Here is a 22305-nt window from a genome sequence, read left to right as displayed (position 1 = left end):
GAATTTACAGGCTTTCCACAGCACCGTGACGCGGCCTCTATAGCGTTTCGCCTGTGGCTTGAAACAGGGGCCGATCATATAACACTTTGAAATCCTTGATTTCAGGTAGCGATTTGTGCGGCAGGTTCAAGGTGAAACGTCTTAATTCTCCAGCCGGAAAAAACGAACGGCACCAATCGCGGTTTGCCGCTCTTTCGCCAATTCAGATTGTATGAAGGGTATCAATGCCCGGGCGGTAACGCCATTGGGGACGGCATCCAGTTTATCCATAGACCGTTCTGTCACGACAGCCAAAAGCATCTGCGGTGTTGGTTCTGCGCCGGCGGCCAGATTGACCGTGAAACTGAAGCCAAAACTTCCGTCAGAGGCCCGCGATACCCACGGCTTCAGGTTTGTGGCCCCGCCTGCTCCGTTCACCAGGAACAACGAAACAGCGCGACCGGCCAAACCCTCGATCCGCCCTGAAACAATTTCGCCACTTTTCAACACGTCTGTCTTGTTTTCCAAAATCAGAGTCGGCGCGATACCGCGGTTTATCCGCAACCCATTCATGAAATCCAAAACCGGGCATTGGGTATCGTTGATCAGGCGGACACCAATATTCGGCTCTACACCATGTTCGGCCTTGAAGTCGGTGACCATCTTGGTGAACGGTTCAACCTTTGTGCCGAAACCTTCAAGCTCTACCTGACCGCCGTTTGAGGACAAGAGCGAGAAATGAACACAATCCCCCGCATCATAGGATTTGATCCAGGCGAGTTGACGCCCGATTTCATCCAGCGGGGTTGCGGCTGCGGCGTCCGCGGCGGTTTTGGCCGTTGCGGCGGCCTCTGCATCCAGACGCGCCTTTTCGGCGGCGGCAGCCTGTTCCTGGGCTTTGGCATCAGCTTCGGCCTTGGTTGCTGCAGCGGCGATGCGATCAGCCTCGGCTTTTTCGGCTTCGGCTGCGACACGCGCGGCCTCATCTGCGGCTTTGGCGGCGGCAAGCTGTTCGGGCGTTTGCCCAGCCTCTTGGCCGGTTGCCGGCTCTGGTGCTGGTTTGGGGTCAAGCATGCCAGAAAACCATGCCCCACCTCCGCCAATTGCCAGCACCGCCACCAAGCCAGCAGCCAATAGCCCGGATTTACCAGATTTGGCGGTGACGGGGGGCGGGGCGGCAGGCGTGGCCGGTATCCCGACAAACTCGGCTTTGGGGGCTACCGAACGGGGCGCGGCACTGGGCGTGGCAGGCAAGGCCGATGCGATGATCGTGCGGTCTGGGTCCAGGTCTTCGGCATAGGCGGAAGGGTCTGGAATAAGGCTTGGGTCGTCCAGCATATCAATAACGCTGGCCATGCTGGCTGGGCGATTGGCCGGGTTCGGCTGCAACATATGCGCCAACAGCGGGCGCAAACTGTCATAGACCCCGGTCAGGTCGGGCACGCGAGAGCGGCTGCGCACGGCCTCGACCATATTACCGCCCATGTTGACGGTCTTGCCCTGACAGGCCCCCGCCATCAACAGCGCAAGGCTATATATATCGGTCCGCGCATCTATGCTTCCATCATAGGCGCCCAACTGCTCGGGGGCAACAAAGCTGAATTTGCCGGCGAATTGGCCCTGAAGCAGCGTGCGGTCGCCTTTCATCGAGGATTTGGCGATACCAAAGTCAATCAGCTTGGCGTGTTCAACCCGCCCGCCTTCCAAGATCACATTGTCAGGCGACAGGTCGCGGTGCACAACACCCGCGCCATGCGCCCGGTCAAGCCCCGAGGCCAGCCGCGCCAACAAGATGCGCACATCCGCTTCCGGCATTTGGCCTTCTTTGATGCGGTCGCCCAGTGCGGTGCCTTCAACGAATTCCATGATCAGGCTGGGGCGCCCGATTTCGGGCGGGTTCATATAGGTATGGTAGCGCACGATCGCGTCATGCGCCAAACGTCCCAGAACCTTGGCTTCTTTTTGAAACAGCGCCTCGATCATCGGGTCATGCGCCAATGCGGGCAGCACGATTTTCATTGCCACGGGATCGCCGGTATGAATGTTACGGCCGCGATACACCTCGCCCATGCCGCCCCGGTTGATCAATTGCTCAATCTCATAGGTGCCAGCGATGATCATGCCCGACGTGACGGTGGTGGTTATCGGTGCCTGTGTTGTCGGCGGATGGCTGCTTGCCGTGCCCCCGCCTGAAGTGCCTCCGCCGGAAGCGCCCGTGCCGGGTTCGACTGAACCCGCTGAATTCGCGGGCTTTGCCCCATTGACTGGGGGAATTGTATTTTCATCGGCCATTATATTCAGTCTTCCGCTTTCCAGTCGTGCATCGCAATCGGTCGGCCATAGCCCGGATTTGTGGGCGCATCCGCATCGCTTATCGGTTCACTTGGCAGGCATCTTACCACCAAGGCCGTTACATTATCCTTGGCCCCACGTGAGAGAGTCAATTCAATAAGGCGGTCGCAGGCTTCCTGCGCTTCGTATTCCTGCAAGATCTCGGCTATTTCATCATCTGACACATGGCCCGTCAGCCCGTCAGAGCACAACAAGAAAACATCCCCGACCTGCAAAACGCCGTAGTTCTCATCGGTCATTGGCACCTCTGATACACCAATCGCACGGGTGATCACATTTTTGCGTGGCCAGTTCTCGGCCTCTTCCTGGGTGATAGCCCCTTCACGCAGCAATTCCATTGCTTCGGTATGGTCGGTGGTCATTTGCTGAAACCCATCGCCCCGCATCAGATAGATGCGGCTGTCGCCCGACCAGATACAGGCAAAATGCTGGTCAAAGGCCAAAAGGGCGACAACGGTCGCGCCAACGGTCGCGCCGTCAAGTTTGGCGGATTGTTGGCGTATATCTTCATGGGCGATGACAAGCCGGTCGATGAAACGGTTTTTAAGATCCATCGCCGAGGTCGGAAACCCCGTCCATTGCGCGCTTTCGGCTATGGCGTGGCTGGCAAAATCACCCGCCTTGTGGCCGCCCATCCCATCAGCAACCAGCCAAAGCCCGGATGCGGGGCGCGCAAGAAAACTGTCCTCATTATGGTCACGCACACAGCCCCGATGCGTTGCTGCACCGGTATCAAACGCAAAGCTAACCTGGTGCATCCCTCTCCCCTCCAAAAATTATCTTTTGGTCTCAATACTTATCCAACCTGAATCACAACTTGAAATCTATTTCCTGTGTCAGAATAGGCAGAATTTTTACCATACGCAAAGGCCGTCTATGGTTTGGGCAAATTAAAGCGCCGCGCCGTCCATAACGGCCATTCAACGCATAAATTCCTTTGGCTGCGCGGTTATTGTGGCCAGCAAAGACCTTGAACCAGTGCCGCGCTGGACCAAGAAAAAGGCCCGAAGCAATGCCTCGGGCCTTTGTTGATATGAGATGTCAGATCTTTTTAGAACGACAACCTGACCTGTGCTGTGATGCTGGCCGATTTCGTGACGTTCTTGCCAAAACGAGTGTCCACACGCAGGTTTGCGTTCAATTGCTTTGCCGCCCCCGGACCGTTTTCCAGAATGCGCACATAGTTGACGCCCAGGCTCAGCTCGCCAAAGCCACCGATGTTTTTGGTGCTGATGCTTTGGGTGCCGCCAAGGCTGTCGGTGAACAGCGATTTGCGATCCCCCGCAAAGTCTTGGTAGTAGTTTGCGCTGCCAAAATAGGTTGTCCCGGCATTGCCTTCTGGCGCGATCGTGGTTTTCGCAAGGGTCCCACCGACAAAGCCGACGATTGAATCAAACGCGGCGGTGCGCAGGGTTTCCCCCCCCGCTGAAGTTGACTGTCGCCGCCGAGGTGTGGGTATAAGACAGGCCCGCAGTCGGCACAAAGTTCAGGCCATCTTCGTTCAGGTCCATCCGATAGCTGACGCGCCCGGTCACGTTTGTCGAATCTGTGCTGAACTTTGCATTCTTCAAACCAAGGCCAAAGAAGGTTGGCAACACCGTCTCATTCAGCGTGAAATCGGTTCTCTCAAACCGTAGCTGCACGTCGGTTGTGATCCGGTCTTTGCTGAAGGCGGCATAGACGCCGACGTATTTCTGATCGAACTTGGAATGGGTGATACTGGCCACGGCGGTCCCGCCACCGCCCACAGGAACCTCGACATTCTGATCCGATTTACCCGCGTTATAGCCGACCAACGCCCCGAATGAGCCATCCCAGCCATCAAAGAAGCGGCCATCATTGCAGCCATAGTCATAGCCGCCCTGCGCCCCGGCATAGCTTGCCTTGACCGTGCTGCCGGTGGTCGAGATACCGTTGTCGCTTGACCCCGACACAGTGCTTACCCCGTAAGTGCCGCGGAAATACCCGCCACGAGAGCAGCCTTCCTCGGTTGCAAGGCCGCTGACAAACGGGCTGGTCGGGCGGTTCACAACCGTTCCGATCAGCGATTGCACAAGCGAGGCATTGGCCGCAATGCCCCCGATCCCGGCGCTGGTCTGGCTGACGATATTCAGGTCGTCGCCCTGCCTTTGCAGGGAATAAACCACAGCCCCGCCCGCCCCAAGCCCGGTATGGGTGAATGTATAGGGATCGGCAGGATTGGCGCCGTCAAGCACCAGCACTGGCCCGCCAAGGTAAGAGCCGACACCTGCCGGCACCGCATTGGTGAAATCAAAGTGCAAAGCCCCGGTGATATTGCCCGTCACCTTGATCTGGTCGCTTGTGCCACCATTGGGGTTGCTCAGAATGCCCACACCCAAATTCGAGCCAAGGTTGACATCCATGGCATAGGTGCCGCCACTGAGATTGCCGTTGATTGCCAGCCTGTCCTTGGTTGCATTCGCAAAATCCGGAACACCGGCGATGGTGGGCGTCAGCATGTCAACCTTGCCCGTCCCGGTGTTGACAAGCCCACCTGACAAGGTGGTGTTGCCCAAGGCTTTGAGGGTGCCACTGTTGGTGAACAGGCCCGAAACGCTGCCGCCGCTCAGGTCAAAGGCCCCGCTGTTTGTGACAGTGCCGGTTATCGTCGTTGCCAGGGCATTGAAGGCCAGGCTGTTGGTGATCGCGCCAGAGATATTGGCACCATTGGCGTTCACGGTGCCTGCGTTGGTCAAAGTGGTGGTGCCCAAACTGCCCCCCAAGCCCAGCCCGATAACAGCCCCCAGCCCGTTGGTCAGCGTGCCGATACCGGTATAGCTGTAGGTGCCGATGTTCAGATTGCCTGGCCCGGTGTTGGTAAAGGTTTGCCCGGTTGCGGTCAGTGGCCCGGTGACATTGAACGCCCCGCTGTTTGTCACAGCGCTGTTCAACCCTCCTTGGGCGTTCACCACTCCGGCGCTCGTCAAGCCGCCGCTGGTGGTCGTGGTGCCTGTGGTGGTAAACGTGCCGGTAGCTGTATTGCTGATCGCCCCCGTCAGGGTCAGCACATCCGGGCTGGTGACTGTCATGGTTGCTGCGTTGGTGATTGATCCAGTGACAGCGCCGCGGGCGGTCAATGTGCCTGCGGCATTGCTTACCAAGCCGGTAAAGGTTCCGCCGTTGATATTAAGGGCGCCGCCGTTGTTGGTTGTGGTCCCGGTAACTGTGCCGCCGGTCGCGTTGACCGTACCGCCTGTTGCAATGGTGACATTGCCACCGATCAGGCCTGTCTGGGTCAGCGTGCCGGTGTTGTTCACCGCAACGCCACCAGAAACGGTAGCGCCAGCGTTATTGGCGAAACCACCGCCATTTACCGCAACGTTACCAGAAACAATGCCGCCAGCGTTGTTGCTGAAAGTTCCAGCGTTTTGCGCAACCGAGGCAACGGTGCCGTTATTGGTTGCGCCCCCTGTGTTGGTGACAGCCCCGGCGCTGCCGTTATTGACAAAGCTGCCTCCATTGCCGACAGCCCCGGCGCCGCCGTTATTGATAAAGCTGCCTGCATTGCCGACACCCTGCACTGTGCCGGCATTGGTCAACGTGCCTGTGCCCGAGACTGTCGTCGCCCCGGCAATCACACCGCTGCCTGCAACGGTCAGCGTGCCACCATTCACCCGTAGTTCCGCTATAGGTATTCACGCCCGACAAGGTGGTGGTTGAGGTGCCGATGACGTTAAGGCCACCAGTCCCGGCGATCACCGCCGTGATCGCAGACGCGCCGCTGTTCAGCGTCAGGTTTGTTCCCACTCCGTTCAGGTTCACCGAGCCCGTGCCGTTCAGCGCGGCAATCGTTTCATTGCCCGTCAGGGTCAGCGTGCCTGCGGTCAGAGTTACAGCATCATCATCCGCAATACCGTTGCCACCATTGGTGACAAGCGTACCGCCTTGTACATCAATCAGGTTGCCGATGGTGTCAATCTGGCCGGTTCCGGTTTCGCTTACGGTTGTCCCTGCATTGATAACAAGGGTTTGCGTGCTGATCTTGCCGGTCCCTGACAGGGTGGTGGTGGTGCCTGCGCCGCTGGTAGAGGCAGCGCCTGCGCCTGTCAGTTCGCCGGAAATTGTGCCGCCTGCAAGATTGGCGCTGGTGCTGGCCGAAACCGTGCCGGACAGGGTGCCGGTGTTTTGGCTGAATGTGGTGGTGTTAAGGGTTTCATCGCCGCTTATCACACCATTGGCAGTCAGATTGACCGCCGATACCGTGTCATCAACGGTGCTGACATCCAGCGTCCCGCCCGCCACACTTACCGTGGCCCCGGCCGCAAGCCCGCCCGCAGTCACGTTCAGCGCGCCGCCGGTATTTACGGTCACCGCCGTTGACCCCAAGGCACCGCTCAGCGCAATCGCCCCGGCATTGACGGTGGTTGCCCCGGTATAGGTATTGGTGCCCGAAACCGTTGTGGTCCCGGTTCCTGCCTTGGTCACCCCACCCGTGCCGGTGATAGTGCCCGCAATCGTGGTGTCCGTGTTATTGCCGCCCACTGTCAGCGTATTGGCACCCAGCGTCACGGTCGAAGCGGCAGCTGTCGCCAAAGACCCAAGGTCTTCGCTTCCTGTCAGCGTCAGGTTTGCCGAACCAGCCAGGGTTACTGCGGCATTCGCATCTGTGACCGACCCGGCGGCAAGCGTCAGCCCGGCCCCTGTCGCCACCGAAATCGCTGCGGAATCAATATTCCCTGTCACGATCAAACGGCCCGCCGAGACGGTGGTATCGCCTAGATAGCTGTTGTCCGCCGACAGCGTTAAGGTGCCAGTCCCGATTTTTTCAATCGGGCGGTTTGTTGCGTCGAATTGCGAAATAACGCCAGATTGCTCTGCCGCGTCAGCCGCCAGAACCTCCAACTGGGTCGTGTTGCTGTTCAGAACAATCGCGGTCGCGGAATTGACGGTATCGGCGTAAGAAATCACAGAGCCGCGCGTCTCGATAGAGCCCGCCGCACCACCCGCCGCCAGATTGTTAGCAAGGCGCAAACGCGCAGCGCCCAAGCCACCGGTTTCGCCAACGATGATTTTATCGACGCCGGTGTTGTCGCCAGACAGCAGCAAAGTGCCATCCTGAACCGTCAGATTGTCGATGGTGTTATTGCCCGAAAGGGTCAAGACCCCCGTGCCGTTTTTCAGCAGCGTACCAGTGCCAGAGATGACCCCGGCATAGCTGGTTGTGCCGTTGTCCCCCCCGGTCGTCAGGGTGTTCGCGCCCAATGTGATGGAACTGCCCGCATTCCCCGCCAGCGAGCCTATTGTCTCATTCGCGCTCAGCGCCAAAACGCCACTGGTCACGACAACCGCGCCAGCATCAGCGATCGCACTGCCGCCGGCCAGGGTCAGCGTGCCACCGTTCACCGTGGTCGCCCCGGTATAGGTGTTCGCGCCCGACAAGGTGGTGGTTGAGGTGCCGATGACGTTAAGGCCACCAGTCCCGGCGATCACCGCCGTGATCGCAGACGCGCCGCTGTTCAGCGTCAGGTTTGTTCCCACTCCGTTCAGGTTCACCGAGCCCGTGCCGTTCAGCGCGGCAATCGTTTCATTGCCCGTCAGGGTCAGCGTGCCTGCGGTCAGAGTTACAGCATCATCATCCGCAATACCGTTGCCACCATTGGTGACAAGCGTACCGCCTTGTACATCAATCAGGTTGCCGATGGTGTCAATCTGGCCGGTTCCGGTTTCGCTTACGGTTGTCCCTGCATTGATAACAAGGGTTTGCGTGCTGATCTTGCCGGTCCCTGACAGGGTGGTGGTGGTGCCTGCGCCGCTGGTAGAGGCAGCGCCTGCGCCTGTCAGTTCGCCGGAAATTGTGCCGCCTGCAAGATTGGCGCTGGTGCTGGCCGAAACCGTGCCGGACAGGGTGCCGGTGTTTTGGCTGAATGTGGCGGTGTTAAGGGTTGCATCGCCGCTTATCACACCATTGGCAGTCAGATTGACCGCCGATACCGTGTCATCAACGGTGCTGACATCCAGCGTCCCGCCCGCCACACTTACCGTGGCCCCAGCCGCAAGCCCGCCCGCAGTCACGTTCAGCGCGCCGCCGGTATTTACGGTCACCGCCGTTGACCCCAAGGCACCGCTCAGCGCAATCGCCCCGGCATTGACGGTGGTTGCCCCGGTATAGGTATTGGTGCCCGAAACCGTTGTGGTCCCGGTTCCTGCCTTGGTCACCCCACCCGTGCCGGTGATAGTGCCCGCAATCGTGGTGTCCGTGTTATTGCCGCCCACTGTCAGCGTATTGGCACCCAGCGTCACGGTCGAAGCGGCAGCTGTCGCCAAAGACCCAAGGTCTTCGCTTCCTGTCAGCGTCAGGTTTGCCGAACCAGCCAGGGTTACTGCGGCATTCGCATCTGTGACCGACCCGGCGGCAAGCGTCAGCCCGGCCCCTGTCGCCACCGAAATCGCTGCGGAATCAATATTCCCTGTCACGATCAAACGGCCCGCCGAGACGGTGGTATCGCCTAGATAGCTGTTGTCCGCCGACAGCGTTAAGGTGCCAGTCCCGATTTTTTCAATCGGGCGGTTTGTTGCGTCGAATTGCGAAATAACGCCAGATTGCTCTGCCGCGTCAGCCGCCAGAACCTCCAACTGGGTCGTGTTGCTGTTCAGAACAATCGCGGTCGCGGAATTGACGGTATCGGCGTAAGAAATCACAGAGCCGCGCGTCTCGATAGAGCCCGCCGCACCACCCGCCGCCAGATTGTTAGCAAGGCGCAAACGCGCAGCGCCCAAGCCACCGGTTTCGCCAACGATGATTTTATCGACGCCGGTGTTGTCGCCAGACAGCAGCAAAGTGCCATCCTGAACCGTCAGATTGTCGATGGTGTTATTGCCCGAAAGGGTCAAGACCCCCGTGCCGTTTTTCAGCAGCGTACCAGTGCCAGAGATGACCCCGGCATGGCTGGTTGTGCCCGCGGCCGTTGAAAGTGTTGCATTCACGCCCGCAGCGATAGAAACATTCCCAAGGGTGCTGTTTGCCGTCCGCTCCAGCGTGGCATCGCCCGTAAATGCGACCGTGCCGCCAATGGCCCCAGGCCCGGTGACGGTCCCGCCCGAAAGCGTGAGATTGCCCAGCGCGTTGCTGCTGGAATGTGTCAAAGTCCCGCCGGAAATGGAGACACCGCCACCGACTGACAGGTCCCCGCCTAGCGAGGTTGCACCGCCAGTAACCGTCAGGTTACCTGTAACCTGCCCGGCCGCGCCCGTCAGCGTCGAGTTGCCACCCGAGCTCAGGTTCCCGTTAAACACACCAGAGCTGGAAATGGTTGTCCCTGCCGCAGTCGTCACATCGCCAATCACCGTGCTGCCATTGTCGAATAAAAGCAAGGCAGAGGTATCCGCAAGATTGACCGTGCCGCTGGTCAGCACTGTTGCACCGCGAATTTCCAGCTGCCCAGACCCTGAAAGCGCTACAGAGGCAACGGATTGGTTGGTGCCGTGCATTATTGGCTGATGCGGCGCGGTTCCGTCTATTATGACTGCACCAGCGCCCCCCGGCAAAACATCGCCTGCCCAGTTGATCGCTGTGTTCCAGGTATCAAGAGGGCTGGCGGCTGCGCCTTCGCCGTCCCAGGTTTGCGCCCCGGCCATGCCCCCAAATGCCAGACCCGCCACCAGCGCCGTACTCGCCAGCAAATGCGCCCGTCTCAGGCCGGGCTTTGCGCGTGCCAAAGCCTGGGTCGCGATCGTCACTGAAAGGGTCGGGTTGGACATTTTTTTACCTGTAATTTGCAGAGAGCCGAAAGCAGGCCCTTAATGGGAAATTAACGACAGCCTAGTCCGATGGTGGAACGCGGGGCAAGAATTAAGTTGAACATGTCAGAAATCCTTTTGGTTTCGTGCAGAATTGACGCAGGGGAAGGCCGGTCATTCCCTGAAATAAGCCCAGATGAAGCGCGTGAAACAGGCGGGCGGGCCGGGGCAGGGCCAAAGCGCGCGGGCGCAGCCACCCTGCGGCCAAAGCGGTGCAGCCTTACCCGTCACCCGCCCTTGACGCGATGATTTGCCTATGCCCCCGGCGGTGGCAGGCGCACCGGGGGCAGGTTGAAACCCTTCAGCTTTGCAAGACTGTCGGTTTTGGCGAAATAAGCTGCAGTGATACTTGTAGCGAATCGCAATCTCGCTTTACCATCCGGTCAAACATCAAAAACCAACAGGGTTAGGATTTGACATGCGCAAGATGATGTATTGCCCAACGCGGCGCGGCCTGCTGATGGGGGCGGGGGCTGTGCTTGGGTCGGGGCTTGGTGCGGGGCTGCTACCGGGGCTTGGCCGGGCGCAAACCGCCATTAAAGTTGCGGGCATTTACACGGTCCCGGTCGAACAGCAATGGGTCAGCCGTATCCATCTTGCCGCCGAGGCGGCCAAGGCTGCGGGCCAAGTGGATTATGCCTATTCCGAGAACACCTCGAACACGGATTACCCGCGCGTCATGCGTGAATATGCCGAAAGCGGTGTGCAACTGATCGTGGGCGAGATTTTCGGGGTTGAGCAAGAAGCCCGCGAAGTTGCCGCCGATTACCCGGATGTGGCCTTCCTCATGGGGTCCAGCTTTCCGCCAGATGACAGTACGCCAAACCTTGCAGTGTTTGATAACTACATCCAAGATGCAAGCTATCTATCCGGGATCGTTGCGGGTTCCATGTCCAAGGGCAGCATCGGCATGGTCGGCGGCTTTCCGATCCCCGAGGTCAACCGCCTGATGCATGCCTTTATGGCGGGCGCGCGCGAAATGAACCCCGACATCAAGTTTCAGGTCAGCTTCATCGGCTCGTGGTTTGACCCGCCAAAAGCCAAGGAAACCGCCTTTGCGATGATCGAAAGCGGGGTTGACATGCTGTATGCAGAGCGCTTTGGCGTGTCGGATGCGGCCATGGAAAAGGGTGTGCTGGCCATCGGCAATGTGATCGACACACAGTCCGATTACCCCGATACCGTTGTGGCCTCGGCGATCTGGCATTTTGAACCCACGCTCAACGCCGCCGTTGCCGCCGTGCAAGCGGGCAGTTTCAAGGCGGCGGATTACGGCACCTATTCCTTGATGAAAGAGGGCGGGTGTTCGCTGGCCCCCTTGGGAAGTTTTGAAGGCAAGGTGCCAGAGGCCGCAATGGCCATGGTGGCCGAAAAAGAAGCTGCCATCAGGTCCGGGGCGATCACGATCGAGGTGAATGACGAAGAGCCAAAATCAACGTGAGCCTACAAACATCGGGGGCGCAGGAGGTAGTTCTGCGCCTCGTCAATATCACCAAACGGTTTGGCGCATTAACCGCCAACGATGCGATCAGCTTTGATCTGCATCGCGGTGAAGTCATTGCTTTGCTTGGCGAGAATGGCGCGGGCAAGACCACATTGATGAACATCCTTTTCGGCCAATATACCGCAGATGAGGGGAGGGTCGAGGTGTTTGGCAAGCCCTTGCTGCCCGGAAACCCGCGTGCGGCACTGGCTGCGGGGCTGGGCATGGTGCACCAGCATTTCACCTTGGCCGATAACTTGACGGTTCTGGAAAACATCCAACTGGGAACCGTGCCGCTGTGGCGCATGGCGCTGCGCCGTAGCGCTGCCCGTGCCAGATTGGCGCAATTGGCAGCAGATTTCGGGCTGTGTGTTGCCCCCGATGCGCTGGTGGGCAGCCTGACTGTGGGCGAACGGCAGCGGGTCGAAATTTTGAAGGCGCTGTATCGCGACGCGCGGATTCTGATCTTGGATGAACCGACGGCCGTCTTGACCCCGCAAGAAAGTGACGCGCTGTTTGATACGCTGCGCCGCGCTGTTGGCGCTGGCCTGTCTGTCATCTTTATTTCCCATAAATTGCATGAGGTTACGGCGCTTTCTTCACGCGTTTTGGTGCTGCGTCACGGGCGTTTGGTGGGCGAGGTGGAAACCTGCACGACCGATCGTCACGCTTTGGCGCAAATGATGGTCGGGGCCGAGGTGACACCGCCCGCCGTTACCCCTGCCACACCCGGCCCGGCGATTTTGACCCTGCGGGACGTTTGCACCCGCAACCAAGGCGCTGCACCCGGTCTCAAATCCGTCTTTCTGGCGTTGCGGCCTGGGCAGATTACCGGGCTTGCCGGGGTGTCGGGCAATGGTCAATCGGCGCTGTCAGACCTGATTTCGGGCCTGATCGCACCGCAGAGCGGGGCGCTGGAAATGGCCAATCTGCCTGCCACTTGGTCCCCCCGTGCTGCCGTCGCGGCAGGCATTGCCCGCATCCCCGAGGATCGCCACAAAACCGGTAGCATCGCCGATTTTTCCCTGACCGAAAATGCCATTCTGGAAACCTATGCCCACGCTCCCTTCAGCCGCAATGGCGTGATGAACTGGCGCGCGGCCGAGGATCATACCCGCCACCTCATCGCCACCTATGACGTGCGCTGCCCCGGCCCATCGGGGCCAATCCGCCAGCTTTCTGGTGGCAATATGCAAAAACTGATCCTTGGTCGTGTGCTGGAACTCTCGCCCAAGGTAATTCTTGCCAATCAGCCCGTGCGCGGGCTGGATATCGGCGCGATTATCTATGTTCACAACCGGCTTCTGGCGGCCCGAGATGCGGGTGCTGCAGTTTTGTTGATTTCCGAAGATCTGGATGAAATCATGGGCTTGTCAGACGTAATTCATGTAATCTCTGAAGGACGCCTTTCGCCTGAATTTCCCCGAGGCGAATTGACCGCAGCGCAACTGGGGCTTTGGATGGCGGGCCAAGGGTTTTCCCATGCGGCTTGAACCCATCGCCAACCCCGGCCTTGCACGCAGCCTTGGCTATCCGGCCATTGCTTTGCTTGCAACAATCGTGATTGCGTCTCTGCTGGCAGCTCTCGCCGGGGCAAACCCACTTTTCACCTTGGGGCTGATTGTCAAAGGCGCTGTCGGGTCAAAATTTGCCCTGTTGGAAACCCTGAACCGTGCGACCCCGCTGATCTTCACCGGGCTTGCCATCGCGGTCGCGTTTCGGGCCAAACTGTGGAATATCGGGGCCGAGGCGCAGCTTTATGCCGGGGCCATTGTCACCGTTATCTTGGGTACCTCGGCGCTGTCGGGGCTGGGTGGCGCGGCGTTGCCGATTATCGCTTTGGGCGCCATGGTGGCGGGCGCGTTGATCTTGCTTGGCCCGGTTTTGCTGAAAACCCGCTTTGGCGTGGATGAGGTGGTGACCACGCTTTTGCTTAACTTTATCATGTTGTTACTGGTGTCTTACCTGCTCGAAGGCCCGATGAAAGACCCGATGGGCATGGGCTGGCCGAAATCTGCCCCTTTGGACAAGGCGCTGCGCTTGCCGCGCATTGCCACAGGGTTGCGCCTGCATTGGGGGTTCGGCCTTGCTCTTTTGGCGGCTTTCCTTCTTTGGTTTGTGCAGGTTCGCACCACCTTGGGCTATGAGATGCGCGCAGTTGGCCTGAACCCGCAAGCCGCCCGGTTTGCCGGTATCCCGGTAAACCGGGTGTTGGTGAAAACCGCTTTGCTGTCGGGGGGGCTTGCCGCGCTGGCCGGTTTTTCCGAAGTGGCCGGGCTGAAAGGCCACCTTAGCCTCGATCTGTCACCGGGCTTTGGTTACACGGGCATTATCGTTGCCATGCTGGCGGTGTTGCATCCGCTGGGTGTTGTTGTCACGGCTATTTTCGTCGCTGGCATTTTTGTCGGTGCCGATAGCATGAGCCGCGCAGCGGGCGTGCCGACCTATATCGCCGATATGCTGCTGGCGACCGCGCTGCTGCTGATGGTGCTGGCAATCGGGCTGACCAGGTTTCGGGTGGTGCGCGGATGAGCGTGTTGTTCGACATCTTGCTGACCGCCAGCTTTTGGGCCGCAGCCGTGCGCATCGCCTCGCCGCTGATCTTTGCCACGATGGGGGAATTGATCTGCGAACGCGCCGGCGTGTTGAACCTCGGGATCGAAGGCATCATGGTTATTGGTGCGTTTTCGGGCTGGATGGCGGTTTATCTGGGCATGGGGCTATGGGGCGGGGTGGCGGTGGCAATGCTGGCTGGCATGATGTTTGGCCTGTTGCATGCCACGCTGACGGTGCCGTTTGGCCTGTCGCAGCATGTTGTCGGGCTTGGCATCACGCTGCTGGCCACCTCAACCAGCTATTTCGCCTATCGCCTGATCTTGCCCGAGGTCACCAGCCCCCCCAAGATAGAGCCGTTTCAGCCGCTGGAGATCCCTTATCTGGTTGATATTCCGCTGCTTGGCCCCGCATTGTTTGCGCAAACTGCCCTTACCTATGCCGCCTTTGTCGTGGTGGCGGTTACCGCCCTTACGCTTTACCGCACCCCGCTTGGGCTGGCGATCCGCGCTGCTGGTGAAAGCCCACAAGCGGTTGCGGCCCAGGGGCTTTCCGTCACCGGCCTGCGGATGGGGGCGGTGATCATTGGCTCTGGCTTGATGGCTGTGGGGGGGGGCATTTCTGACGCTTTCGGCCTTTTCCAGCTTTTTCTTTGAAATGGTCAATGGGCGCGGCTGGATTTGCATTGCTCTCGTGGTTTTTGGCGCGTGGAGGCCGGGCAAGGCCATGCTGGGGGCGCTGCTGTTTGCAGGCTTTGACGCGCTGCAAATCCGTATGCAACAAACCCCTGTCGGGCAAATGGTTCCCTATCAGATCTTCCTGATGGCGCCGTATTTCCTGTCCATTCTCGCCCTGATCGTGATGTCGCGCCGCGCCCAGGTGCCTGCGGCATTGATGAGTCCATTCAACAAAGGGGAACGCTGATGTTCGATCTTTTAATCAAAGGCGGCACGCTGCCAGATGGCACATGCGCCGATATTGGCATCATGGGTGACCGGATTACGGCGATCGGCAGGCTGCCCAACGCCGCCGCGCAAATTCTTGATGCCACCGGTGATCTTGTCAGCCCGCCCTTTGTGGACCCGCATTTCCACATGGATGCAACCCTGTCTTACGGCACCCCGCGCCTTAATGCGTCTGGCACGCTGATAGAGGGCATCACCCTGTGGGGGGAATTGCGCGATATCGCCAGCATTGATGACATGGTCGCCCGCGCGTTGGAGTATTGCGATTGGGCCGTCTCGATGGGGTTACTTGCGATCCGCACCCATGTTGATACCACCCCCGATCATTTGCGCGGCGTCGAGGCGATGCTGGAGGTCAAGCGCCTTACCGCCCCCTATCTTGATCTGCAACTTGTGGCCTTTCCGCAAGACGGGTTTTACCGCACCAAAACCGGGCGCGAAAACCTGATCCGCGCGTTGGATATGGGCGTTGATGTGGTCGGTGGTATCCCGCATTTTGAACGGACCATGGCCGATGGGGCGGCATCCGTTGCAGAGCTGGCGCAGATCGCTGCGGATCGGGGCTTGATGCTTGATCTGCATTGTGACGAAACCGACGACCCGCTGTCGCGCCATGTAGAGGTGCTGGCCAATGCGGTGCAGCGCCTTGGGCTTGGTGGCCGGGCGGCCGGCAGCCATTTGACCTCAATGCATTCGATGGATAATTATTATGTGTCCAAGCTGCTGCCGTTGATCGCGGAATCGGGGATGACAGCTATCGCCAACCCTTTGATAAACATCACCCTTCAGGGGCGGCATGATAGCTACCCCAAGCGCCGGGGCTTGACCCGCGTGAAAGAGATGCAGGCCCATGGCATCACCGTTGGGTGGGGGCAAGACTGTGTTTTGGACCCATGGTACAGCCTTGGCACCGCCGACATGCTGGATGTGGCTTTCATGGGGCTGCATGTCGCGCAAATGACGGCACCGCAGGATATGGCGCGCTGCTTTGATATGGTTACCACGCAAAACGCCAAAATCATGAACCTGTCCGATTATGGTTTGCATGTTGGTGCGGTTGCCAGTCTTGTCGTGCTGGATGCCGGGGGGCCGGTAGAGGCGTTGCGGTTGCGGCCCGACCGGCTTGCCGTGGTGTCAAAGGGCAAGGTGGTGGCGAGCCGCCAGCGCAATGACGCGCGGCTGGCGCTGGCGGGGCGGCCCGCGTCGGTGCGCAGGCGCCACGCTACCGGGCTAATCTGATCTGTCTTGAAGCTGCGCCTCGATCCGGCGTTGCAAGATCGTCAGCCCTTCGTCTTTTGCCAAGGCGGCGGCACGGCGCAGGCCTGCAGCGCGTTTGGCTTTGTCCCGCACCAAAAGCGACTCGCAGGTCAGCGCGCGGGCTTCCATCACGCCGCCGCCATCGCTTTGGAAATTCGCCCGGAAATAGGCCAGATCGGCCGCAGCCATGCGCCGCGCCCGAAGCCGCAGCGCAATCACCGTCACAAGATCGCGCAGCCCCGGCTTTGGCGCCGGCTGCACGCGGCGGTCGGGCAAGCCTGCCTCGGACGGCAGCGCCTGCATGACCCCGCCGATGGTCAGCAAAATTTCGGCCCGGACCAGGTGGAAATAGCGGCTGTAGACGATGTTGCCGGCCTTGCGGGTTTCATCCAATACCTTGCAAAGCCGCGCCCAGCCTTGGGTGATCTGGCCAAGCCGCAGATGATAAATCGCGTCGATCAGTTCATTGCCGTGAATGATGTTATAATCCAGATAGTCCCGCGACAGCGCAAGCATAGCGTCCAGCGTGCCCCGCGCCGCGATTGGATTGGGGCCAAGCACCACATTCGCCGCCCAAAGCGATTGGATCACATGGGCGTCGGCGGTGCCGGGCAGCATAAGCGGAATCGTGCCTTCGGCCAGTTGCACGGCTGTCTCGGTTTCTTCGGCGATCTGGTGCAGCATCACCTGCGCCCAGGCAGCAAAACCCTGACCGCGCTTGTCATTCTGCGCGATCGAAAAGTCATGCAACGCAGCGTTGCGTTCGCGCGCAAGACGGACCCTGCCAACAGACCGATATTGCGCGGCCTGCATGTACAATATCTGCATTTGCAACCGGGTTTCGCCCAACGCTTCGGCGCGGCGCAGCGTTTCGGCGGCCAGTGCCACATATTCGGCCTGGGTCAGGCGGTTTGTCTCCTCATAGGCGCGCAACAAGGGCAGATGCAGCCAGGTTGCCGACATTTCATCGCCGCGTTTGCGGGCCTGTGCGATGCCATCCTGTGCCAGCGTGATTGCTTGCGCATAGTCGCGCGCATGGGTCAGGGCGATGGCGTAATGCGACATCGCAATCTCGGCGCTGCGTTCATCGCCTCCGGCCTGAAGCCGGGGCAAAAACTCTGCCCCGACCTCGATCGCACGGGCGAAATTTCCCTTGAAATTCATTGCCTCCAGCCAGGTCACAACCATTTTGTCCAGTCTTGCCTGATCAATCACTGTCGGGTCGTCGCGCAGCATGCGCCGCAGCAGCAGCGACAGGCGGTCCACCTCATCCAGATCATAGACCTGCAAGGCCTTGCGCGCCGATTGCAGCAGATAGGGGGCGGCCCGTCTGGGCAGGTTTGCCGCATCAAAATGATAGGCCAGCGTTTCGCAGATATCATCGCGCCGGGTGGGGTTCATGGCTTCAAGCGCGGTGCCGATGGTTTGATGCATGGACAGGCGGCTGTCTTTCAGCAGGCTGCCGTAGATTGCATCGCGCTGCAGCGCATGGCGAAACCGCCATTGGTCCTTGGCTGCGCCGGTCACGGGTTCAATCAGGCCACGATCCGCCGCTTGTGCCAGATGCACGGACAGATCTTGCCCCGGCTCTGCCGCCTCTGAAACCGTTTGGCTGAAGCGGCGACCTTGAACAGCAGCAAAGCGCAGGGTTTGGCGCACGGCTGCGGGCAGGGTATCCACCCGCGCCATAACCAGATGCTGCAAATTGCCACCCGCAAGATCGGTCCCGGCCTCGGGGCGAATGATCAGCCCTGCGGGGCTGTCCACCAAGGCATCAACCGAGCCAAGATAGCGCAAGATTTCCTCTATGAACAGCGGATTGCCTTCGGATTTCTCATACAGCAGCCGCACCAGCTTTGGCGACAGCGCCGCATTGTGCAAGCGGAGCGCGGCCAGGGTTTGTGTCTCCTCAAGGCAGAGGGGGTGCAGGCGCAATGTCATGGCGGGCTTGGCCAGCGCCCAGCCCGGCCCCCCCTCGGGGCGCGAGGTAAGTAAAAGCGGGCAGGGCATGGCTGGGGCTGCGTGGGGGCGCATCACCTCTTGCAGCAGGCTGCGGGTTGCGCCGTCAATCCATTGCACATCCTCTATCACCAACAGGCTTGGCCTTACCTGATACAGCCGCGTCAGTGCTTGTTTCAGCGTCTTGCGCAGGGTCAGGGCTATGTTGCTGGCGGTGGCCGGGTCGGTCTCTTTGTTTCCCGGTGCAATCAGCGCGCGCAGCGGGGCAAGGTCAAGCCCCGCGCCCAAAACCTGTTGCAGCCCTGCCAAGACCCTATCCGCCCCCTTTGCCGCATCAACCTGACTGAGGGCCAGAAAAAATATCGCGCAGCGGTTGATAGGGCGATTGGGTTCCGCTGCGGCATTGCCCCTGAAACACCTGCCGCTCGTCTTGCAACGAGAAGCGCAGATCATGCAGCAGGCGGGATTTCCCGATTCCGGGCGGCCCCTCGATCAAGGTCATGTGCCAGCCGGGTGCGGATGTGTTGATCGCACGGTGAAGGGCGCGCAATTGGTCGCGGCGCCCCACCATATCCACCAAGCCGCGCCGAATGCGCCCGGCAAAGCGGTCGGGTGCGTCCAGCGTCTTGTGCAGCGCGAACACATGCGCCCGCCCCGCAATCCCCTTCAGGCTTTGCGGCCCAAGGTCGGTCGTGTCCACCTCGCCTGCCACTTGTTCAAATATGGCATCAGACAGCAAAATCTGCCCCGGCCGCGCCAGTTCTTGCAAACGCGAGGCGGCGTTGACGGGTTGGCCCATGATGTTCAGGTCCATCCCGGTTTGCGGCCCGATATGGCCCACAACCACCATCCCGCCACTGATCCCGATGCGAAATTGCGGCACAACCCCGAACTGCGCCTGCAACGCGGCACTTTCCCCGGCAATCGCGGCCTGAAACGCCAGTGCGGCGCGGCAGGCCCGCAAAGAGGCATCCTCAATCGCCACAGGGGCCCCGAAAGAGGCCAGCAAACTGTCACCGCCAAAGGTTAGCGCAGTGCCGCCTTCGGCCTCTACCGCCGCGATTGCCATGGCGATAAGCCGGGTCAGCAATTGATAGCTGTTCTCGGTTCCTATCTGCTCGGTAATCGCGGTCGAGGCGGCCATGTCAGCCATCAGCACCGCCGTCCAGCGTCTTTCACCCCCGGATGCTGTTGCATCCCACATCAGCAGGCCACCCGCCCGCCGCGACTGGTTGATGGCCCGGTAGGGGGGGCGATCTGTGGGGCTGGCAGGCAGGGGCGTGCCGCTTGCTGGGCGTGCGGGCTGAAAAGCCGTTGCGGGGCGCGATGGTTTTCAGGCCCCTGCCGGGGGTCTATGGGGCTGCCCGCAGCCAGGGCGGGGTGCCGGTGGGGGGCGGGTCGCAGTGGAAAAAACCGGCTCGGTCGGTCAACGGCACACTCAACCGGACTATCCATCATCTCTGGCGTGTTCATAAAAGTGTTGCCGCCCCCTGCACCCACCCTATCGCCATAGCGCAGGAACCGGGGCATTTGCAACAAATGCCGGTCGGTATTTTACCAAAATGCGGGCCGGGGTGACATGGATCGCCTAGCCCGGCCTGTGGGCGTGCCTGATGTCTTTTGGCACAACCCGGCCTTTGCCCGCCGGAACCACAGGCTTGATAAAGTGCCAAGGCAGCCCATATTGGTACTTTGCGCCCTGGCCGAAACCCCGACCGATTGCGGCCTTGCCTGTTTGGGGCGTCCGGCAATAGGGTGGCGCAAAGTTTGATACAAGGAATGAATGATGCAAGAACGCGCTGTTTTGGCTGGTGGATGCTTTTGGGGCATGCAGGATCTGATCCGCAGATTGCCCGGCGTGGTGACCACCCGTGTCGGCTATACTGGCGGCGATGTGCCCAACGCAACCTACCGCAACCATGGCACCCATGCCGAAGCGATTGAAATTGTCTTTGACCCGGCGCAGATCGGTTTTCGCACCTTGCTGGAGTTTTTTTTCCAGATCCACGACCCGACAACCCCCAACCGTCAGGGCAATGATCGCGGGCTGTCCTATCGCTCGGCGATCTATTATCTTGATGAGACACAAAAGGCGGTCGCCCTTGATACCATTGCCGATGTCGATGCATCGAACCTGTGGCCCGGCAAAGTGGTGACCGAAGTCGCGCCCGCCCGCGAATTTTGGGAAGCAGAGCCAGAACATCAGGATTATCTGGAGCGCCGCCCAGACGGCTATACCTGCCATTTTCTGCGCCCTGACTGGGTTTTGCCGAAACGCGGGGCGCATCACGCTGCGCCGTGAATCGCCGGTGCGGGCCACCGCATTTTTGGCCCGTTCCCATGCCGACACAGCCCGAAGGACAGCATATGTCACCCCAACCCACTGCCGATGCTTTTGGCTTTGTCTTTGACAACAGCTATGCGCGCGACCTTGAAGGGTTCTATGTCACTTGCCATGGCGCACCCGTCGTTGCCCCCGAAATCCTGCGGCTCAACACCGCATTGGCGGTTGAACTGGGCCTGAACCCGGCTGCGCTGAACACGCCAGAGGGCGCGCGTATTCTTGCAGGGGCAAGTGTGCCAGCAGGCGCGGCACCCTTGGCCATGGCCTATGCGGGGCACCAATTCGGTGGCTTCTCGGCGCAGCTTGGCGATGGCCGCGCAGTGCTGATCGGCGAGGTGATTGACCAGAATGGCCTGCGGCGCGATATCCATCTGAAAGGCTCGGGTCGGACGCCATTTTCGCGGGGTGGGGATGGCAAGGCGGTGCTCGGGCCGGTGTTGCGCGAATATCTGATGGGCGAGGCGATGCACGCGCTGGGCATCCCCACGACCCGCGCCCTTGCCGCCACGGCTACGGGTGAATTGGTGCGGCGTGACGCAGATCTGCAGCCCGGCGCTGTGCTGGCGCGTGTTGCCGCCAGCCATTTGCGGGTTGGGACCTTTCAGTTCTTTGCCGCGCGCGGAGAGACTGACCGACTGCGCCAACTGACCGATTACGCCATTGCCCGCCACGACCCCGATCTGATCGGGCAACCGGATAACGCCTTGCTGTTTTTGCGCAACACCATCAAACGGCAAGCAAAACTTCTGGCGGGCTGGATGAGCGTTGGCTTTATCCATGGCGTGATGAATACCGACAACATGACCATTTCGGGCGAAACCATCGACTATGGCCCTTGTGCCTTTATGGACCAATACGACCCGGCCACGGTGTTCAGTTCCATTGATCGGCAAGGCCGCTATGCCTATGGCAATCAGCCCGCTATTGCACAGTGGAACCTTGCCCGCCTTGCCGAAACCCTGCTTGATTTCATTGCCACGGATACGGAAGCGGCAATCCGCATTGCCACCGCCGAGGTGGGGGCCTTTGACGAGATATTTGAGGCCGAATGGCTGGGCCTGATGCGGGCCAAACTGGGGCTGACCACGGCAGCGCCAGAGGATGATGCGCTGGTGCAGGGATTTTTGAAAGCGCTGGACGGGCAGGGCGCAGATTTCACCAACAGCTTTCGCGCCCTGGCTGATGTGGTGCGGGGGCAGACAGGGGCCTTGCGGGCGCAGGTCACCGATCCGGATAGCCTGAGCGATTGGCAAGAGGGGTGGCAGGCCCGCCTTGCCTGCGACGGCGTGGCGCCGGACATTCGCGCTGAGGCCATGGACGCGCGCAACCCGGTCTACATCCCGCGCAATCATCTGGTTGAGGCCGCGCTTGCGGCCGCGGCATCGGGCGATATGGCGCCGTTTGACCAGCTTCTTGCGGTCGTGGCGCAGCCGTTTGCTGCGCGTGCCGCGTTTCGCCATTACGCCGAACCCGCCCCCGACAGCTTTGGCCAATACCGCACGTTTTGCGGTACCTGATGCCGGGACGCCGCCGTTCCTTGTGCTGAAGGCGTCTATGGCACTGGGGCGGGTGATCTTGCGGGCGGTGCGCGGAGGCGGGCCGGGTAGGGGGGCTGTCTGCCCCCCAAAGCCGCTTTGCCTTGCAAAGCGGCCCCC

The 22305-nt window shown here is 60.3% G+C and carries 12 protein-coding genes and 1 pseudogene; 7 read left to right on the top strand and 6 right to left on the bottom strand.

From position 1 onward, the window contains the following. Positions 1 to 141: 141 nt before the first annotated feature. From VDP61_RS11350 to VDP61_RS11335, 4 genes are all read right to left on the bottom strand, one after another. On the bottom strand, positions 142 to 2271 hold the full coding sequence (locus tag VDP61_RS11350; protein ID WP_323007006.1) for a serine/threonine-protein kinase: 2130 nt from the start codon (positions 2269 to 2271) through the stop codon (positions 142 to 144). A gap of 5 nt (positions 2272 to 2276) precedes the next feature. Continuing rightward, positions 2277 to 3089: a PP2C family protein-serine/threonine phosphatase gene (locus VDP61_RS11345; protein WP_323007005.1), complete on the bottom strand. Its 813-nt coding sequence runs from the start codon at positions 3087 to 3089 to the stop codon at positions 2277 to 2279. Positions 3090 to 3382: 293 nt separating this feature from the next. Continuing rightward, positions 3383 to 3814, bottom strand: coding sequence for a hypothetical protein (locus VDP61_RS11340; RefSeq protein WP_323007004.1), 432 nt, complete (start codon positions 3812 to 3814; stop codon positions 3383 to 3385). Between the two features lie 2021 nt (positions 3815 to 5835). Further along, positions 5836 to 10050: a beta strand repeat-containing protein gene (locus VDP61_RS11335; protein ID WP_323007003.1), complete on the bottom strand. Its 4215-nt coding sequence runs from the start codon at positions 10048 to 10050 to the stop codon at positions 5836 to 5838. A 457-nt stretch (positions 10051 to 10507) separates the two neighbouring features. Between VDP61_RS11335 and VDP61_RS11330 the strand changes: the two genes are divergently transcribed. From VDP61_RS11330 to VDP61_RS11310, 5 genes and pseudogenes are all read left to right on the top strand, one after another. Beyond that, positions 10508 to 11530: a BMP family protein gene (locus VDP61_RS11330; RefSeq protein ID WP_416236530.1), complete on the top strand. Its 1023-nt coding sequence runs from the start codon at positions 10508 to 10510 to the stop codon at positions 11528 to 11530. Then, on the top strand, positions 11527 to 13065 hold the full coding sequence (locus VDP61_RS11325; protein ID WP_323007002.1) for an ABC transporter ATP-binding protein: 1539 nt from the start codon (positions 11527 to 11529) through the stop codon (positions 13063 to 13065). Before VDP61_RS11330 ends, VDP61_RS11325 begins: the two co-directional genes overlap by 4 nt. Next, complete coding sequence (locus VDP61_RS11320) at positions 13055 to 14104, top strand: ABC transporter permease (protein ID WP_323007001.1); 1050 nt, start codon at positions 13055 to 13057, stop codon at positions 14102 to 14104. Before VDP61_RS11325 ends, VDP61_RS11320 begins: the two co-directional genes overlap by 11 nt. Beyond that, positions 14101 to 15049, top strand: a pseudogene (locus tag VDP61_RS11315) (ABC transporter permease). Before VDP61_RS11320 ends, VDP61_RS11315 begins: the two are co-directional and overlap by 4 nt. Beyond that, positions 15049 to 16329 carry a cytosine deaminase gene (locus tag VDP61_RS11310; RefSeq protein WP_323007000.1) on the top strand — a complete coding sequence of 427 codons (1281 nt, stop codon included), beginning with the start codon at positions 15049 to 15051 and terminating at the stop codon, positions 16327 to 16329. Before VDP61_RS11315 ends, VDP61_RS11310 begins: the two are co-directional and overlap by 1 nt. Here VDP61_RS11310 and VDP61_RS11305 read toward each other — a convergent pair. Both VDP61_RS11305 and VDP61_RS11300 read right to left on the bottom strand, forming a co-directional pair. Next, complete coding sequence (locus tag VDP61_RS11305) at positions 16321 to 18615, bottom strand: hypothetical protein (RefSeq protein WP_323006999.1); 2295 nt, start codon at positions 18613 to 18615, stop codon at positions 16321 to 16323. The genes VDP61_RS11310 and VDP61_RS11305 overlap by 9 nt on opposite strands. A gap of 25 nt (positions 18616 to 18640) precedes the next feature. After that, positions 18641 to 19459 carry an adenylate/guanylate cyclase domain-containing protein gene (locus tag VDP61_RS11300; protein ID WP_323006998.1) on the bottom strand — a complete coding sequence of 273 codons (819 nt, stop codon included), beginning with the start codon at positions 19457 to 19459 and terminating at the stop codon, positions 18641 to 18643. 630 nt (positions 19460 to 20089) lie between these two features. Here VDP61_RS11300 and msrA point away from each other — a divergent pair. Then, on the top strand, positions 20090 to 20608 hold the full coding sequence (msrA, locus tag VDP61_RS11295; RefSeq protein ID WP_323006997.1) for a peptide-methionine (S)-S-oxide reductase MsrA: 519 nt from the start codon (positions 20090 to 20092) through the stop codon (positions 20606 to 20608). Between the two features lie 65 nt (positions 20609 to 20673). Beyond that, a complete protein-coding gene (locus tag VDP61_RS11290; protein ID WP_323006996.1) occupies positions 20674 to 22167 on the top strand; it encodes a protein adenylyltransferase SelO in 1494 nt (497 codons plus the stop codon). Positions 22168 to 22305 lie beyond the last annotated feature (138 nt).

It is taken from the genome of Pseudorhodobacter sp. (genome assembly GCF_034675685.1).
GTDB lineage: Bacteria > Pseudomonadota > Alphaproteobacteria > Rhodobacterales > Rhodobacteraceae > Pseudorhodobacter.
This window is presented reverse-complemented; position numbering and strand designations above follow the sequence as displayed.

What these genes read in the sequence shown, in the direction of transcription:
- VDP61_RS11350 (WP_323007006.1), bottom strand. Translation starts at nt 2,271, where the DNA reads ATGGCCGATGAAAATACAATTCCCCCAGTCAATGGGGCAAAGCCCGCG.
- msrA (WP_323006997.1), top strand. Translation starts at nt 20,090, where the DNA reads ATGATGCAAGAACGCGCTGTTTTGGCTGGTGGATGCTTTTGGGGCATG.
- VDP61_RS11310 (WP_323007000.1), top strand. Translation starts at nt 15,049, where the DNA reads ATGTTCGATCTTTTAATCAAAGGCGGCACGCTGCCAGATGGCACATGC.
- VDP61_RS11335 (WP_323007003.1), bottom strand. Translation starts at nt 10,050, where the DNA reads ATGTCCAACCCGACCCTTTCAGTGACGATCGCGACCCAGGCTTTGGCA.
- VDP61_RS11320 (WP_323007001.1), top strand. Translation starts at nt 13,055, where the DNA reads ATGCGGCTTGAACCCATCGCCAACCCCGGCCTTGCACGCAGCCTTGGC.
- VDP61_RS11345 (WP_323007005.1), bottom strand. Translation starts at nt 3,089, where the DNA reads ATGCACCAGGTTAGCTTTGCGTTTGATACCGGTGCAGCAACGCATCGG.
- VDP61_RS11290 (WP_323006996.1), top strand. Translation starts at nt 20,674, where the DNA reads ATGTCACCCCAACCCACTGCCGATGCTTTTGGCTTTGTCTTTGACAAC.
- VDP61_RS11330 (WP_416236530.1), top strand. Translation starts at nt 10,508, where the DNA reads ATGCGCAAGATGATGTATTGCCCAACGCGGCGCGGCCTGCTGATGGGG.
- VDP61_RS11300 (WP_323006998.1), bottom strand. Translation starts at nt 19,459, where the DNA reads ATGGCTGACATGGCCGCCTCGACCGCGATTACCGAGCAGATAGGAACC.